This is a genomic window from Modestobacter sp. SSW1-42, assembly GCF_046635825.1.
Taxonomy (GTDB): Bacteria; Actinomycetota; Actinomycetes; order Mycobacteriales; family Geodermatophilaceae; genus Modestobacter.
Map to the genome: position 1 here is coordinate 891,716 of NZ_JBISCA010000002.1, position 13,630 is coordinate 905,345.

Genomic DNA, 13,630 nt, shown 5'->3' on the forward strand with positions numbered 1-13,630 from the left:
TCACCCACGCCGGCCGGGGGTCAGCTGCTGGGCGCCGGTTCGGGCCAGCCGGCCAGGTGCCCGATCCAGGCCAGCGCCAGCCAGGCGCCGGTCAGCGAGCCGGTGACCGAGCCGTCGGTCAGCTCCAGCCGCCAGGGCGCGGCCGACTGGCGCGGCCGCCGCGACCCGGTGCCCGGCACCGCGCGCACCACCCGCCAGGTCTCGACCGGGAGCCGCCGGGCCGGACGCCCGGGCCCCGCGACCCAGACCGCCTCGCGGGTGGCCTCGACCGGTTCGGCCGGCGCCGGGTCGGGCCAGCGCAGCTCCAGGACGCCGAGCCCGAGGTGGCCGGCCGGGTCGGCGGGCAGTGACCAGCTCGCCGGCCGGGCACCCAGCGCGGCGTCGGCGCCGAGGGTCACGACCGCGGAGACGGCGTGGAACAGCCCGCCCAGCACCCGGCCGACCCGGGCCTCGGGCGGTGGGTCCTCGACCGTCCAGTCGACCATCCGACGCAGTTCCGCATCGCTCATCGCGTCAGCGTGCCCGACCGTGCCATGCCTCGCCCCCCACGGAGAGTGCGGGGACGGGTCAGAGCGAGATCTCGGCGATGATCTGCGGCACCTGCAGCGGCAGCTCGCGGGCCAGGAAGCCCAGCCGGCCCACCGAGGCGGCCAGCCGCTCCCCCGCGCGACCGTGCAGGTAGGACGCCCAGACCGCGGCCTGCGCGGGCTCGGCCCCGCGGGCCAGCAGCCCGGCGACCACCCCGGCGCGCACGTCGCCGGAGCCGGAGACGCCGAGCCCGGCGCCGCCGCTCTGGTCCTGCCAGAGCCGGCCCTCGGGGTCGGCGACCCAGCTGGTCGCCCCGCCCAGGCCGACGACGGCGTGCGCCTGCTCGGCGAGCCGGCGGGCGGCACCGGCCGGGTCCGCGTCGATCTCGTCGGCCTCGACGTGCAGGGCGATCGCCAGCTCGGTCGGGTTCGGGGTGAGGACGACGCGCCCCGCCAGCCGGTGCAGGCAGCGGGGGTCGGCCGTGACCGCGGCGAGCCCGAGGGCGTCGAGCACGACGGGGGCGTCCAGCTCGGGCAGCAGCGACTCGACGAACTGACGGGTCTGCGGCTCGTCGGCCATGCCGGGCCCGATGAGCACCGCGGACGCCGACCGGGCCAGGTCCAGCACCAGTTCGGCGGAGTCGCCGCGGATGGCGCCCTCCTCGGTCGAGGGCACGCCCCGCACCAGCGCCTCGGGCAGGGCGATGGAGATGTGCGGGGCGACCTTGGACGGGACGACGACCTGCAGCTTGCCCGCCCCGGACCGCAGCGCGGCCTCGGCCGCCAGGGTCACCGCGCCGAGGGTCTCGGTGCTGCCGCCGATGACCAGGATCGAGCCGCGGGACTCCTTGCCCCCGGTCGGCTCGGGCAGCTGCCAGCTGCGCAGCACCGGTGGGGTGACCAGGGTGGCGTCAGGCAGGGGACGGGACATCGTTCTCCTCGGTCACGGGGGCGCCGTCGCCCGGGCCGGCGTCGAGCAGGTGCGCGACGCCGTTGAAGTCGGTCAGGCCGAAGGCCCCACCGTCGGTCAGCTCGTACCGGGTCACCGAGGTGTTGGCGACCTGCTCACGGCGGTCGATCTCCAGCAGCTGCGGCTCGGACAGCTCCTCGAGCACGTACCGGAACACCATGACCACGGCCTGGTGGCAGACGCACATCAGGCGCTCGCCGTCGTGCCGCAGCGCCTCGGTGGCCAGCAGACTGCGGATGCGCAGCGCGACGTCGGCCCAGCTCTCTCCGCCCGGCGGCCGGTAGTAGAACTTGCCGAGCAGGTCCCGCCGGCGGGCCTCCTCCGGGTACTCGTCCCGGATGCCCTCGCGGGTCATGCCGTCGAAGGCACCGAAGTCGCGCTCCCGAAGCCGCTCGTCGTAGCGGATGGTCAGGTCGAGCCCGCTGGCGTCGACCGCGCGCCGCGCGGTGGCCGCCGCGCGCGCGAACGGCGAGCTCAGCACGGTGGTGGGCTGCTGGTCGGCGGGCAGCCGGGCCAGCCAGGCGCCCAGCGCGTCGGCCTGCTCCTCACCGGTCGCCGACAGCGGGACGTCGGGGTCGCGGACGTCGAGGGTCAGCCGGGACGACTCGCTGCGGTACGCCTGCGCGTCGGCCAGGTTGCCGACGCTCTCGCCGTGCCGCACCACCCACAGCGCGCTCGGCCCCGGTGCCCGTGCCATCACGTCGTCCCGTCCGTCGTCGCGGCGCCCCTGCTGAGCACCGCCCGCCGTCGGACAGCCGATCACCCCGGCAGCCAAACCGCGAGCCGGGGGCTGGACGACGTCCGGCGGGATGCGGACGATGTCCGGATGGCCGACGAGAGCACCTTTGAACGGCGGGCCTTCGCCACGCCCGCGGAGTTCGACGCCTGGCTCACCGCCGAGCACGACCGGGCCCCGGGGCTGTTCGTGCTGATGGCGAGGAAGGCCTCGGGCATCCCGTCGATCACCGCGCCGGAGGCGGTGGAGGTGGCGCTGTGCCACGGCTGGATCGACGGCCGGGGCAACCGGGTGGACGACGTCTGGTTCACCGTGCGGTACACGCCGCGCCGGCCGAGGAGCGTGTGGTCGCAGAAGAACGTGGCCACGGTGGCCCGGCTGGTGGCCGACGGGCGGATGCGCCCGGCGGGGCTGGCCGCGGTGGAGGCCGCGCAGGCCGACGGACGCTGGGATCGCGCCTACGCCGGCCCGGCCACGATCACCGTCCCCGACGACCTGGCCGCGGCGCTGGCCGCCGAGCCCGCGGCCCTCGCCGCGTTCGAGGCGCTGGACGGCACCAACCGGTACGCCGTCCTGTGGCGGGTGCACACCGCCGCCACGCCGCAGACCCGGGCCAAGCGGATCACCGCCCTCGTCGAGATGCTCGCCGAGGGCCGCCGCCTGCACTGAGCCGCTGTGCTCGGGCGACGCGCCGGTACACCGGCACCCGCACCACGAGCGCGCCGGCCAGCACCACCGCCGCTCCCCAGAGGACGACGAGCGAGCCGTCGGTGACCCGGAGCGCGAACAGGGCGGCGAGCACGGCGACCACGAGCAGCACGACGTCGTCGACCAGCGCCGCGCGCAGGGTGGCCGGTCTCGTGCGGTCCCCGCGGAGCCAGGAGGGCGTCATGCCCCGATGATGGCTCAGCCGGTGACGCGGCGGGCGCCGACGTAGCCGCCCTTGTCGACGCTGGTGACGGCGACGGGCTTGCCGGTGACGCTGGCGTGCACCATCTGGCCGTTGCCGATGTAGAGGCCGACGTGGCTGATCGGCGAGTAGAAGAAGACCAGGTCGCCGGGCTGCAGCTCGGCCCGCGACACCGGGACGCCCATGCCGGACTGCGCGCGGCTGGAGTGCGGCAGGGCGACGCCCGCGGCGGCGTAGGCGTACTGGGTGAGCCCGGAGCAGTCGAAGGTGTCCGGACCGCTGCCGCCCGTGGCGTACATGTCGCCGATCTGGGCCAGCGCCGTCTGGACGGCGACCCCGGCCGCCGCGGTGGGCGCCGGGGCGGGGTCCGCCGCGGCGACGGCCGGGCCGGCGAGCGCGGTGTGCACGCGCACCTGGTCGGCGGCGGTGAGCCGGGCGAAGTCGCTCTCGTACCCGGCGAGCTCCTCCTCCAGCTGGTCCTGCCGCGCCTCCAGGTCGGTGGCGGCCTGGGCGGCGGCAGCGGCAGCCGCGGCGGCGTCGCGCTGGGCCTGGTCGGCGGCGGCCCGGGCGGTCGCGGCCTGGGCGACGACGGCGTCCGCGTGCGAGGCCAGCTTGTCCAGCGTGCTCATCTGCTCGACCAGGTCGTCGGCGGAGCCGCTGGTGAGGAAGGCGGCGAGCTTGCCGCGGGTGGTGCCCACGTAGCCGGTCTGCGCGATGGAGCGCAGCTGGGGCTCCAGGGCGTCGAGCTGGGCCTGCGCGGCGGTGACGGCACCGGCCGCGGCGTCGGCGGCGGCTTGCTGCTGCGCGACGGCGTCGGTGGCCTCGTTGACCTGCTCGCCGATCGCCTCGAGCTGCTTGCCGGTCTCGGTGACGGCCTGGCGGGCCTGCTCGGGGGTGGTGGGGGCGGCCGAGGCCGTCGTCGGGGCCAGCACGACCACGACACCGGCGCTCAGCGAGAGCGCGGCGGCGCGGGTCCACGTCCGCCGGGTCGATCGATGCACCAGGGCCTCCGTCTGCGCGCGTCGCGCCCGGGAAGGGGCGACAGCACTACGCGCGCGTCGCAACGGAACGTAGGGAGGCCACCGCGGGCGGTCGGCCCGCCGCGCCGGGGGTCGATCGGTCCGCCGGTCCGCTCAGTCCCACAGGCCCCGCATGCCACTCCGGCCCCGCCGCGAGCCACTCCTGCCCCACCCGTTCTGGGGCCCGCGGTGCGGCGCCGGGGCGATGAGCCGGTCGGCGACCGCGCCGGTCACGAACGAGTACACGGCCTTGCCGGCCACGTCGACGACCTGGTCCTGCCGCGACCACGTCCACGGCGGCGCACCCACGCCGGTGGCGTTCTCCAGCGTCTGGTCGACGGCCAGCCGCACCGAGGTGTGCCAGGCGTTCGCCCGCCAGCCGCGCAGCCCCGCGGCCGACCACACCCCGCGCAGCACGCCGACCGCCGCACCGGTGCCCCAGTGCATGAGGTGGTTGACCACCAGCGGGCGCGCGGACTCCGGCAGCCGGACCCCGGTGGTCAGCGCGGTGAGCGTCCGGCCGGGGACGTAGCTGTCCGGCCGGTGGGTGAACCACTGCTCCAGCTCCTCCGCCGTGGTCATCGCCGCCACGCCGACCAGCCCGGCCACCGCGCCCCGCACCACTGCTCTCGCCCACATGCCGGCGGGCTACCCGCGGCGTCCGACCCGCAAAGACGACGAGCCGCCTCCCGGCGTGCGGGAGGCGGCTCGTGCGGGTGTCGAGGGGTCAGCCCGCGGCGGGCTCGGAGGAGTCGAGGGCGTCGAGGGCCGCGACGTCCCGGAGGATCGCCTGCAGCTCGGCGGAGGTCCACGCCTCGCAGCAGTCACAGCTGCCGGTGGCGGTGAAGCTGCGCAGGCCCAGGCTGCCGCCGGCCTGGTCCTCGGCGAGGGCGAGCTGGCCGTCCTCCGGGTTGCGGTGGCAACGGCACGACGAGGCGCACATGCCCAGCCCCCACCCGGAGACGATCACCGACGCGCCGTTCTCGTGCACCTTGCCCAGCTGGAAGATGGAAGGCTTCTGGTAGGTCATGTCGGGCTCCCCTCGCCGTCCTGCCGTGTGGGGCAGGGGGTCGTCGTCGGCGTTCGAGGGGAAGTAGACAGGAACCGTGTTGCATGTCCGCGTTCCGGGGGCATGAAACGCGGTCGACCAGAAAACCTGGACACAGTCGTCACACCGGCCCCAACGGACCCGTCCGTCACAGCGCCTCGTACAGCCGCAGGTGCGCCGCCGCCGCGGCGTCCCAGCTGTGTCCCTGCGCGAGCGTCCGGCCCGCCGTCCGGCGCTCCTCGCCCACCTCGGCCAGCAGCCCGGCGGCGAGCTCCGCCGGGTCGGCGGCGAAGGTGGCGGCGGTGCCGAACACCTCCCGCAGCACCGGCAGGTCCCGGGTGACGACCGGGACGCCGGCGGCCAGCGCCTCCATCGCGGCCAGGCCGAAGCCCTCCTTCACCGAGGGGAAGGCGAAGACGTCGGCGGCGGCGACCAGGGCCGGCAGCTCCTCGTGGTCGACCGGCCCGAGGACGACGGGCACCACGCCCAGCTCGGCCGCCCGGTCGAACACCCGCGCGCGGTAGTCGCGGTAGTCGAACAGCGTCTCGCCGCCGGCCACGACCAGCGACAGCTCCGGGCGCACGGCCTGCACCCGGGCCATCGCCTCGACCAGGTCCAGGGTGCCCTTGCGCGGCTCGATGCCCCCGACCGCCAGCACGTAGCGACCCAGCCGGTCGGTCCAGCTGCGCCGTCCGGGCTCCCCCGCCGGACCCGCCGCGGCGGCGAACCGGGCGGCCTCGACGCCGTTGGGGATCACCGTGGCCACCCGACCCCAGCCGGTCGCCACCTCGGCGGCCACCGCTGCCGAGACGCAGACCAGCGCGGACGGCGTGACGACCGCCCGCTCGTGGCAGGCGGCGAGCTCGGGGGTGGTGAAGGTGTCGAGGTGGTGCACCGTGCGCACGCAGTCGGGGACGGCGTTGGCGCTGATGCAGTCCTGGGCGTGCACGACCTCGTAGTCCTCGTCCTGGAACGCCGCGCCGAGCACCCGGATCGACCGCAGGATGCGCGCGCCGACGTCCTCCCCCGGTACGTCGGGGAACGGCACCAGCCGCAGCGTGACCGCGGGGTCGACCGGGCGGAAGAAGGCGGCGTCGCCGCCGCGGCCCAGCGACCAGACGCTCACGTCGTGTCCGGCGCGGGCCATCGCCTCGGCCAGCGCCAGGGTGTGCACGACCCCGCCGCGCGGCCTGGTCGAGTAGGTGAGCAGCGCGATCTTCACGCGTAGGCCTCCGGCCGGCGTTCCCGCAGGTGGTCCAGGACCGTGCGCGCGCGGGCGACCTCGCCGGTGACGTCGAGGTCGGCGACGGCCAGCCCGGCCTTGGCCCACGTGCGGGCCAGCACGTCACCGCCGGGGCCGACGACCTTGGACTGGCCGAGGAACCGCAGCCGGCCCATCGTCCCGGTCTGGTTGGCCGACACCCAGACCACCTGGTTCTCCGCGGCGCGCGCGCAGTCGTAGAGGTCGAACAGCCGCGACTGGCGGTCCTGCACCAGCCGCGGCGCCCGGTCGGTCAGGCTGGCCGGCCACGCCGACAGGCAGGCCAGCAGCTGGGCGCCGTCCCCGGCGAGCGTGCGGGCCGCCTCGGGGAAGGTCTTGTCGTAGTCGATGAGCATGCCGATCCGGCCCACCGGGGTGTCGAAGGCGGTGAACGCCCCGCCCGGCGCGTAGGCGGGCAGCTCGCCGGCCGGCTGGTGCACCTTGCGGTGCCGGCCCAGGACGCCGTCGCCGGTCACGCAGACCGCGCTGTTGAAGTGCTGCCCACCGGCGGACTCCCGGTACCCCAGGCAGACGACGACGTCGCCCGCGGCGGCCGCGACCCGGGCCAGCTCGGGCGCGGCGGCGTCCAGGGCCGGGGGCAGGCCGGTGTCGTCACCGCGGCCCAGGTCGCCGAGGTACCCACCGATCGTGGCGTCGGGGAAGACCAGCAGCTGCACGCCCCGGTCGCGGGCGTCGGTGAGGATGCCCTCGATCTTGACCAGGCACTGTCCGACGTCCCGCCCGAAGTGCGCCGCGACGGCTGCGACCCTCACGCCCCGCCGTCCGAGGCAGCGGAACCGTGGCCCCCGGATCCCGGGCCAGGACCGGGTACGCCGCGCATGGTCACCCCGTCCGGGCCGCCGACGAGGCGGCTGCCACGGCCAGCGAGCGGGGCAGGCCGGTCGGCGTCCCGGCGAGCTCGGTGACCCGGTCGGCGACGAACCCGGCGTCCCGGGCGATGCCGGCGAACCGGCCCGAGCCCCAGGTGTGCAGCCAGGGCAGGCCCAGCACGTACAGCCCCGGCGCGGAGGTCACCCCGCGCACGTGGGTCGGGTAGCCCGCGCCGTCGAACACCGGCACGCGCACCCAGCTCCAGTCGGCGCGGAACCCGATCGCCCAGACGACCGCGCCGATCGCGGCGGGGTCCAGCGAGGTCGGGTCGGCGTCCGGCGCCCAGACCGAGGTGTAGCGGGGCTCGACCGGGGCGTCGATGCCGTAGCGCTCGATGTGCGCGTCGACCAGGTCCTTGGCGTTGTCGTCGACCCGGTCGGCGCCGTCGAGGTGCGCGGTCAGGTCGGGCGCGAACGACAGCACGCCGCCGCTGACGCCGGTGAGCGTGCCGTAGAGCCGCATGCCCTCCCGGGCGAACTGCCGCAGGTCGATGTCGCGCCCGCCGTCACGGCCGGTGACGTAGTGGTTGGTGCCCGCCCGGGCGGCCTCGCCGTCGCGGTGCTGCTCGACGGGCATGTCGTAGTGGCCCATGTCGTGCAGCCAGGCGACCATGTCGCGGCCGCGGTACCGGCGGGCGATCCGCGGGGCGCTGCCCACGGCCAGGTGCACCCGGCGGCCGGCCAGGTGCAGGTCCTCGGCGATCTGCGCGCCCGACTGCCCGGTGCCCACGACCAGGACGTCGCCGTCGGGCAGCTGGGCGGGGTTGCGGTAGGCCTGCGAGTGCAGCTGGGCGACCCGCTCCGGCAGCTGACCGGCCCAGGGCGGCAGCACCGGCAGGTGGTAGCCGCCGACGGCCAGCACGACCTGGTCGGCGGTGACGTCGCCGGCGCTGGTGGTGAGCCGGTAGCCACCCTCGGGCGCCGGGGCCAGCCGCGTGACGGCGACGCCCTCGTGCACCGGCGGGTCGAAGGAGGCGGCGTAGCTGCGCACGTACTCGACGATCTCGTCGCGCAGCATGAAGCCGTCGGGGTCGTCGCCGGCGTAGGGCCAGCCGGGCAGCTGGCACTGCCAGTTCGGCGTGACCAGGCAGAAGGTGTCCCACCGGGCGTCGGCCCACTCGTGGGCGATCGTCTCCCGCTCGAGGACGACGTGCTCGATGCCGCGCTGCACCAGGTGCCAGCTCACCGACAGCCCGGCCTGCCCGCCACCCACGACCGCGACCGGCACCCGGGCGGGCAGCCCGGCGCGGGTCGACTGCGTCTCGGTCAGCGTCATGCCCCCACCAGCGCGCCGTAGGCGTCGGGACGGCGGTCGCGCAGGTGCCCCATCGACCGCCGCGCCCCGTCCAGGGTGGCCCGGACGTCGACCGAGGCCACCGCCATGCCCGGCGCGACGCCGGTGGTGGCCAGCACGTCGCCACCGGGGCCGACGACCTTGGCGCTGCAGACGAACCGCAGCCCGCCGAAGGTGCCGGCCTGGTTCGCCGACACCCAGACGATCTGGTTCTCCAGCGCCCGCGCCTGGTCGAAGAGGTCGAAGCGGCGGGTCCAGCGGTCCTCGGCCAGGTCGGCCGCGGCGGCGGTGCGCGAGCCGGGCCAGGCCGACATGCAGGCCACGATCTCCGCGCCGTCCATGGCCAGCGTGCGGGCGGCCTCGGGGAAGGCCTTGTCGTAGCAGATCACCATGCCCATCCGGCCGACCGGCGAGTCGAAGGCGCGGAACCCGTCGCCGGCGGTGTAGCTGTTGCCCTCCCCCAGTGGCTGGTGGACCTTGCGGTGCACCCCGAGGACGCCGTCGCCGGTCACCGCGACCGCGGTGTTGTACCGGGTGCCGCCGTCGGCCTCGCAGAAGCCGGCGGTGACCACCATGTCGCCGGCGATCCGGGCCAGCCGGGCGACCTCGGGGCCGTCGACGTCCAGGGCGGGTGGCAGCGCGTGCTGGGGCAGCACCTGCGCGACCCCGTGCTCGCCGAGGTCGGCGAGGTAGCCGCCCAGCGTCGCCTCGGGCAGCACGAGCAGCTGCACGCCGCGGCGGCGCGCCTCGGCGACGAGCTGCTCGATGCGGGCGAAGACCTCGCCGAGGTCGCGCCCGAACGGGGCGGCGACGGCGGCGACCGTGGTGGTGGGCATGGCGCTCCTGTCCTCAGGCCGCGCCCAGGCCGGTGACCGGCCCGGGGACGGCGGTGGTGAGCGAGCCGTCGGGCCAGCGCAGCTGCACCCCGGCGCCGGGGACGAGCTCGCCGCAGACGGCGGTGGTGGCGGGCCCGGCGTCGGCGACGGGGGCGCCGGGGACGTCGGTGGTGAGGAAGCCGGTGCCGGGGAAGCAGCTGACCCAGTCGCCGACGCTGGCCGCGGCCGGTCGCGGGACGGCGGCGACGTCCAGCACGGCACCGCAGCCGCTGGCCTCGGCGAGCATGCCCAGCGTGCCGACCAGCCCGGCCATGCTCACGTCCTTGGCCGAGGCGGGGGCGGTGCGGGCGACGAACGAGCCCATCGCCTGCAGCTCGGCGGTGCTGCGGCCGCTGGTGGAGTCCCACTGCCGGCCGGTGTGCCCGCGCCGCCAGCCCCCGCCGAGGTCGGCGGTCAGCCGCACCTCGTGCCCGGCCCGGCCACCGCCGGCGGGCACCGGACGGGACGTCTGCCCGAGCGCGGTGACGCTCAGCCCGGCCGGGACGCCGAGCTGGGTGTGCCCGCCGAGCACCGGGACGCCCCACGCGCTGCTGGCCGCCTTCAGCCCGGCGAGCACGCGGGCGGCGAAGGAGGCGTCCCGGGCGCCGATCGCGTCGAGCAGGCCCAGGGGTGCCGCGCCCATCGCGGAGAGGTCGTTGACGTTGACCAGCACCCCGCACCAGCCCGCCCACTCCGGGTCGCGCTCGACCATCGACGGCAGGATCGCGTCGCAGGCGGCGATCACGTCGGTGCCGGGCACCGGGGCGCCGTCGTCCCCGACGAACCCCGCGCCGCCCAGGTGGAGGCCGCCGAGCAGCCCGCCCAGCGGGGACTTGGTGGCCCGGGCCAGCGCGGCGAGCCGGCCGATCGGCCAGGTCATCGCCGTGTGCGGCCGCCCGCCGAGCTCGGTGGCGCCGGTGGTCTGCCAGCCGAGCCGGGTGAACAGCGGCGCGTACCGGTCCTGCACGGTCGCGTCGAAGCGCAATGCGCCGGCCGCCTCGGCGCGGGCGGAGGCGGCGTTCACCAGCGCGGCACCCAGGCCGTGCGGCGCCCCAGGGACGACGACGAGCCGCGAGCCGGACCACCAGCCCACGTCGGGCCCGCCGGGGTCGGCCGGGGCGAGCCGGACGCCGCCCAGCACCGTTCCACCGGTTTCACGTGCAACGAGCGTCACGGCGCGCGGGTCGTCGTCCGTGCCGTCGCGGTCGGTGCCGGCGAACAGCCCCTGCTCCTCGACGAACGCCCGCTGCCGCAGCGCCCGGTGGGCGGCCACCCCGGCGGCGTCGGCCTCCTCGATCTGCCAGGCCGGCCCGGCGGGGGTGTGGCGGAAGTCGACGAGCAGGACGCTGCGCTCCAGCGCCGCCCGTTCGTCTTCCGGGGCCAAAGTCGCGACTTCGGCCCCGGATGTGGTCGGGCCCGAGGCGACGGTCATGCGCCGGCCGCCTGGAGGGCGCTGCACGCGCCGCAGGCGGCGCAGCCGGCGCCCTGGTCGGCGCCGCGCATGTCCAGCCGGCGCAGGCCCGCGGCGACCCGCTCGGTCACGTCCTGCAGCACCGCCGGGTCGGGCGCGCCGACGCCGTCGGCCACCGCGAGGGTCCCGGCCAGCGGCCGGTAGGGGACGACGAAGGGGTAGACGCCGGCCTCGGCCAGCTCCAGGGCGCCGGCGACCAGCTCGTCGGGGTCCTCGCCCAGCCCGACCAGCAGGTAGGTCGAGACGCGGTTGCGGCCGAAGACGCGCACCGCCTCGGCCCACGCCGCGCGGTACTGGCTCATCGGCACGCTCGCCTTGCCCGGCATCCAGCGCGCCCGGACGGCGTCGTCCAGCGACTCGACGTGGATGCCGATGGCGGTGGCCCCGGCCTCCTTCAGCTCGGTGATCGCGTCGAGGTCTTCGGGCGCGGGTGGCTCGCACTGCACCTGCACGGGCAGCCCGGGCACGGCCGCGGTGACCGCCCGCACGCAGCGGGCGAGGTGGCGGGCGCCGCGGTCCCGGCCGTTCGTCGTCCCGGTGGTCATGACCATCTGCCGGACGCCGTCGAGCCGGACGGCGGCCTCGGCGACCTCCGCCAGCTGGGCCGGGGTCTTCACCGCGGTCGTCGACCCGGCCGCCAGCGAGGCCTCGATGGCGCAGAACCGGCAGCGGTCGGCCTCGGCGTACCGGATGCAGGTCTGCACGACCGTCGTGGCGAGCACGTCCGCACCGTGCAGGCGGGCGAGCTTCTCGTAGGGCACGCCGTCGGCGGTGGTCAGGTCGTAGAAGCGGGGGCGGTCGATCGGGGTGGCCTCGAGCCCGAGGTCGGCACCGTCCAGCAGCAGCCGGCCGCCGCTGATCGAGTAGGGCGAGGCGGGGTTGAGCGGGAGCGCGGCGCCGTGCCCGCCGAGCAGCACGTGCCCGTCGTCGCTGGGGCCCGCACCCGCCCGCCGGGTGACCTGCGCGTCGACCCGGACGCCGAGGATGGCGACGTCCACCCGGGTCGACGCCCTCGTCGGCGTCTGGGTCATGGCGCCGACCTCAGAGGTTGTAGGTCGAGTTGATGATGGCGCCCTTGCGGGCGTAGTGGATGAGCGCGTCCTGCACGTCGAGCGGGTGGCAGGGGATGGTGCCGGCGATGAGGTCCTCCTCGCGGAGGCCGTGCAGGCTGAGGCCGAAGCGGCAGACGTAGACCGTGCCGCCCTCCTCGATGAACCGCTCGATCTGGGTGTTGATGTTCTGCTCACCCGGGAAGCCGGAGTCGCCGGTGGTCGGGAAGCCACGGGTGGCCATCGCGTTCATCGCGCCGGGGCCGTAGAAGTACAGGACCGACTCGTAGCCCTTGCGCAGCGCCCGCAGTGCCTGCAGGCAGGCGACGAAGGCGACCGAGGACTCGTGCGCGATGCCGTGCACGAGGGTGAAGTAGGACTCGCCCTCGCCGGCCTGGTAGTCCGGGAAGATCTTGGTCGAGCCGTAGATGTTCGACCCCTTGGGCAGCGAGGGGTGCGCGATCTCGGCCTTGCTGGTGTCCTGGGCGGCCTTGAGGTCCGCGTCGCTGATGAGCGGCGTGCCGGTGGTGGCGGGCAGGGTCGTGGTCATCTCGTTCTCCTCGGTCGGGGTCAGAAGCCGTGCAGGGACTCGAAGTTGCGGCGGAAGAAGAGGTCGGTGAGCTCGCGCCCGCCGGTGGCCGCGAGCAGGCGGGCGTGCTCGCCGGCGAAGTCGCCCCAGGGCTGGTCGGAGGCGAACAGCACCCGGTCGGCGCCGATGCCGTGCCGCTCGATCTCGGTGGCGAACCAGCGCGGGGCGAAGCCGATGGCCCAGCTGGTGTCGGTGTAGACCCGCTTGCCGGCGGCGACCCAGTCGAAGAAGCGGGAGCCGATCAGCTTGATGTGGCCGCTCATCCCGCCGCCCATGTGCACCAGGTGGACGGCGACGTCGTCGGCGTAGCGGTCGACCAGCTTCCCGACCTGGTCGAGGTCGCTGGCCGCGCCGGGGCTGGTGTGCACGTGCACCACCAGGTCGTGGGTACGGGCGGCGGCGAAGACGGCGTCCAGCTGGGGCAGGCAGCCCGGGTCGTCGACCCCGCCGCCGAGCAGGAAGGACAGCTTGAGGGCGGAGACGCCTGGCTCACCGGCGAGGGCGAGCGCCTTCTCGGTGGCGACGGCGTCCTGCGGGCGCGGACTGGTCCACAGTCCGGCGCGGACGCGGTCGTCGCGCTGGGCCGCCTCGACGACCAGCTCGTTGAGCGCGAAGGACGCCGTCGGGTCCGGGACGCCGTAGTTCGGGATGACCAGCGCCCGCTCGGTGCCCTCGGCGTCCAGGTCGGCGATCAGCTCGTCGATCGTGGCGCGCGCGGTGGTGTCCGGGTTGACCGGCGGGCCGCCGTAGAAGCCGAACGCGGGGAGGACGCCCAGGTGCCGGTGCGCGTCGTGCACCAGCCGCGGGGCCCTCGTCGTCATGGCGAGAACGGTGGCGGGCGCGCGTGTCCCCGTGGTGACGTCCGGAACGAGATGCCGTTACGAAGACCGCACCGCCGGCGCGCTGCGTTTCGACCGCGTGGCCGAGTCCGCACGGGGCGGCGAGTGTGCGCTCAGCGGGGTCCGGAGGTGGCCAGGACCCCGCTGAGCGC

At 75.9% G+C, this 13,630-nt stretch carries 16 protein-coding genes; 1 reads left to right on the forward strand and 15 read right to left on the reverse strand.

Going from position 1 to position 13,630, the window contains the following annotated elements:
• Positions 1-20: 20 nt before the first annotated feature.
• Genes ACGBYP_RS09655 through ACGBYP_RS09665 form a run of 3 tightly spaced genes read right to left on the reverse strand, consistent with a single transcriptional unit; the run spans position 21 to position 2,194 of the window.
• Positions 21-509: a hypothetical protein gene (locus tag ACGBYP_RS09655; protein WP_411583429.1), complete on the reverse strand. Its 489-nt coding sequence runs from the start codon at positions 507-509 to the stop codon at positions 21-23.
• Between the two features lie 58 nt (positions 510-567).
• Positions 568-1,458, reverse strand: a complete 891-nt coding sequence (locus ACGBYP_RS09660) for an NAD(P)H-hydrate dehydratase (RefSeq protein ID WP_411583431.1) — start codon at positions 1,456-1,458, stop codon at positions 568-570.
• Complete coding sequence (locus ACGBYP_RS09665; protein WP_411583433.1) at positions 1,439-2,194, reverse strand: histidine phosphatase family protein; 756 nt, start codon at positions 2,192-2,194, stop codon at positions 1,439-1,441. Before ACGBYP_RS09665 ends, ACGBYP_RS09660 begins: the two co-directional genes overlap by 20 nt.
• A 129-nt stretch (positions 2,195-2,323) precedes the next feature.
• Here ACGBYP_RS09665 and ACGBYP_RS09670 point away from each other — a divergent pair, with 129 nt between their 5' ends.
• A complete protein-coding gene (locus ACGBYP_RS09670; RefSeq protein ID WP_411583435.1) occupies positions 2,324-2,902 on the forward strand; it encodes a YdeI/OmpD-associated family protein in 579 nt (192 codons plus the stop codon).
• Here ACGBYP_RS09670 and ACGBYP_RS09675 read toward each other — a convergent pair.
• The 12 genes from ACGBYP_RS09675 to ACGBYP_RS09730 form a co-directional block, all read right to left on the reverse strand.
• Positions 2,856-3,125 (reverse strand): hypothetical protein, encoded by a 270-nt coding sequence (locus ACGBYP_RS09675; RefSeq protein WP_411583437.1) that lies wholly within the window; start codon positions 3,123-3,125, stop codon positions 2,856-2,858. The two genes, ACGBYP_RS09670 and ACGBYP_RS09675, sit on opposite strands and share 47 nt — an antisense overlap.
• 14 nt (positions 3,126-3,139) lie before the next feature.
• The gene (locus tag ACGBYP_RS09680) at positions 3,140-4,144 is read right to left on the reverse strand and encodes a C40 family peptidase (RefSeq protein ID WP_411583439.1); all 1,005 of its coding nucleotides are present in this window, start codon (positions 4,142-4,144) and stop codon (positions 3,140-3,142) included.
• A gap of 132 nt (positions 4,145-4,276) precedes the next feature.
• Positions 4,277-4,801: a hypothetical protein gene (locus tag ACGBYP_RS09685; RefSeq protein WP_411583441.1), complete on the reverse strand. Its 525-nt coding sequence runs from the start codon at positions 4,799-4,801 to the stop codon at positions 4,277-4,279.
• Positions 4,802-4,889: 88 nt separating this feature from the next.
• Entirely contained in the window at positions 4,890-5,192 is a 303-nt protein-coding gene (locus ACGBYP_RS09690; protein WP_411583443.1) for a hypothetical protein, read from the reverse strand.
• A 166-nt stretch (positions 5,193-5,358) separates the two neighbouring features.
• Positions 5,359-6,432, reverse strand: coding sequence for an MSMEG_0565 family glycosyltransferase (locus tag ACGBYP_RS09695; RefSeq protein ID WP_411583445.1), 1,074 nt, complete (start codon positions 6,430-6,432; stop codon positions 5,359-5,361).
• Positions 6,429-7,244: a carbon-nitrogen hydrolase family protein gene (locus ACGBYP_RS09700; protein ID WP_411583447.1), complete on the reverse strand. Its 816-nt coding sequence runs from the start codon at positions 7,242-7,244 to the stop codon at positions 6,429-6,431. Before ACGBYP_RS09700 ends, ACGBYP_RS09695 begins: the two co-directional genes overlap by 4 nt.
• Positions 7,245-7,314: 70 nt before the next feature.
• Entirely contained in the window at positions 7,315-8,637 is a 1,323-nt protein-coding gene (locus tag ACGBYP_RS09705; protein WP_411583449.1) for an MSMEG_0569 family flavin-dependent oxidoreductase, read from the reverse strand.
• Positions 8,634-9,491 carry a carbon-nitrogen hydrolase family protein gene (locus tag ACGBYP_RS09710; RefSeq protein WP_411583450.1) on the reverse strand — a complete coding sequence of 286 codons (858 nt, stop codon included), beginning with the start codon at positions 9,489-9,491 and terminating at the stop codon, positions 8,634-8,636. Before ACGBYP_RS09710 ends, ACGBYP_RS09705 begins: the two co-directional genes overlap by 4 nt.
• Positions 9,492-9,504: 13 nt before the next feature.
• A complete protein-coding gene (locus ACGBYP_RS09715; protein WP_411583451.1) occupies positions 9,505-10,914 on the reverse strand; it encodes an MSMEG_0567/sll0787 family protein in 1,410 nt (469 codons plus the stop codon).
• Between the two features lie 44 nt (positions 10,915-10,958).
• Positions 10,959-12,032: an MSMEG_0568 family radical SAM protein gene (locus ACGBYP_RS09720; RefSeq protein ID WP_411583452.1), complete on the reverse strand. Its 1,074-nt coding sequence runs from the start codon at positions 12,030-12,032 to the stop codon at positions 10,959-10,961.
• A 10-nt stretch (positions 12,033-12,042) separates the two neighbouring features.
• Positions 12,043-12,600 carry an MSMEG_0572/Sll0783 family nitrogen starvation response protein gene (locus ACGBYP_RS09725; RefSeq protein WP_411583453.1) on the reverse strand — a complete coding sequence of 186 codons (558 nt, stop codon included), beginning with the start codon at positions 12,598-12,600 and terminating at the stop codon, positions 12,043-12,045.
• Positions 12,601-12,620: 20 nt separating this feature from the next.
• Positions 12,621-13,460: an amidohydrolase family protein gene (locus ACGBYP_RS09730; protein WP_411583454.1), complete on the reverse strand. Its 840-nt coding sequence runs from the start codon at positions 13,458-13,460 to the stop codon at positions 12,621-12,623.
• Between the last annotated feature and the right edge of the window lie 170 nt (positions 13,461-13,630).

Bases quoted from the DNA above. Each gene is read 5' to 3' on its own strand.
- ACGBYP_RS09660 (WP_411583431.1), bottom strand. From the start codon at position 1,458: ATGTCCCGTCCCCTGCCTGACGCCACCCTGGTCACCCCACCGGTGCTG.
- ACGBYP_RS09720 (WP_411583452.1), bottom strand. From the start codon at position 12,032: ATGACCCAGACGCCGACGAGGGCGTCGACCCGGGTGGACGTCGCCATC.
- ACGBYP_RS09690 (WP_411583443.1), bottom strand. From the start codon at position 5,192: ATGACCTACCAGAAGCCTTCCATCTTCCAGCTGGGCAAGGTGCACGAG.
- ACGBYP_RS09710 (WP_411583450.1), bottom strand. From the start codon at position 9,491: ATGCCCACCACCACGGTCGCCGCCGTCGCCGCCCCGTTCGGGCGCGAC.
- ACGBYP_RS09670 (WP_411583435.1), top strand. From the start codon at position 2,324: ATGGCCGACGAGAGCACCTTTGAACGGCGGGCCTTCGCCACGCCCGCG.
- ACGBYP_RS09675 (WP_411583437.1), bottom strand. From the start codon at position 3,125: ATGACGCCCTCCTGGCTCCGCGGGGACCGCACGAGACCGGCCACCCTG.
- ACGBYP_RS09655 (WP_411583429.1), bottom strand. From the start codon at position 509: ATGAGCGATGCGGAACTGCGTCGGATGGTCGACTGGACGGTCGAGGAC.
- ACGBYP_RS09730 (WP_411583454.1), bottom strand. From the start codon at position 13,460: ATGACGACGAGGGCCCCGCGGCTGGTGCACGACGCGCACCGGCACCTG.
- ACGBYP_RS09665 (WP_411583433.1), bottom strand. From the start codon at position 2,194: ATGGCACGGGCACCGGGGCCGAGCGCGCTGTGGGTGGTGCGGCACGGC.
- ACGBYP_RS09705 (WP_411583449.1), bottom strand. From the start codon at position 8,637: ATGACGCTGACCGAGACGCAGTCGACCCGCGCCGGGCTGCCCGCCCGG.
- ACGBYP_RS09685 (WP_411583441.1), bottom strand. From the start codon at position 4,801: ATGTGGGCGAGAGCAGTGGTGCGGGGCGCGGTGGCCGGGCTGGTCGGC.
- ACGBYP_RS09725 (WP_411583453.1), bottom strand. From the start codon at position 12,600: ATGACCACGACCCTGCCCGCCACCACCGGCACGCCGCTCATCAGCGAC.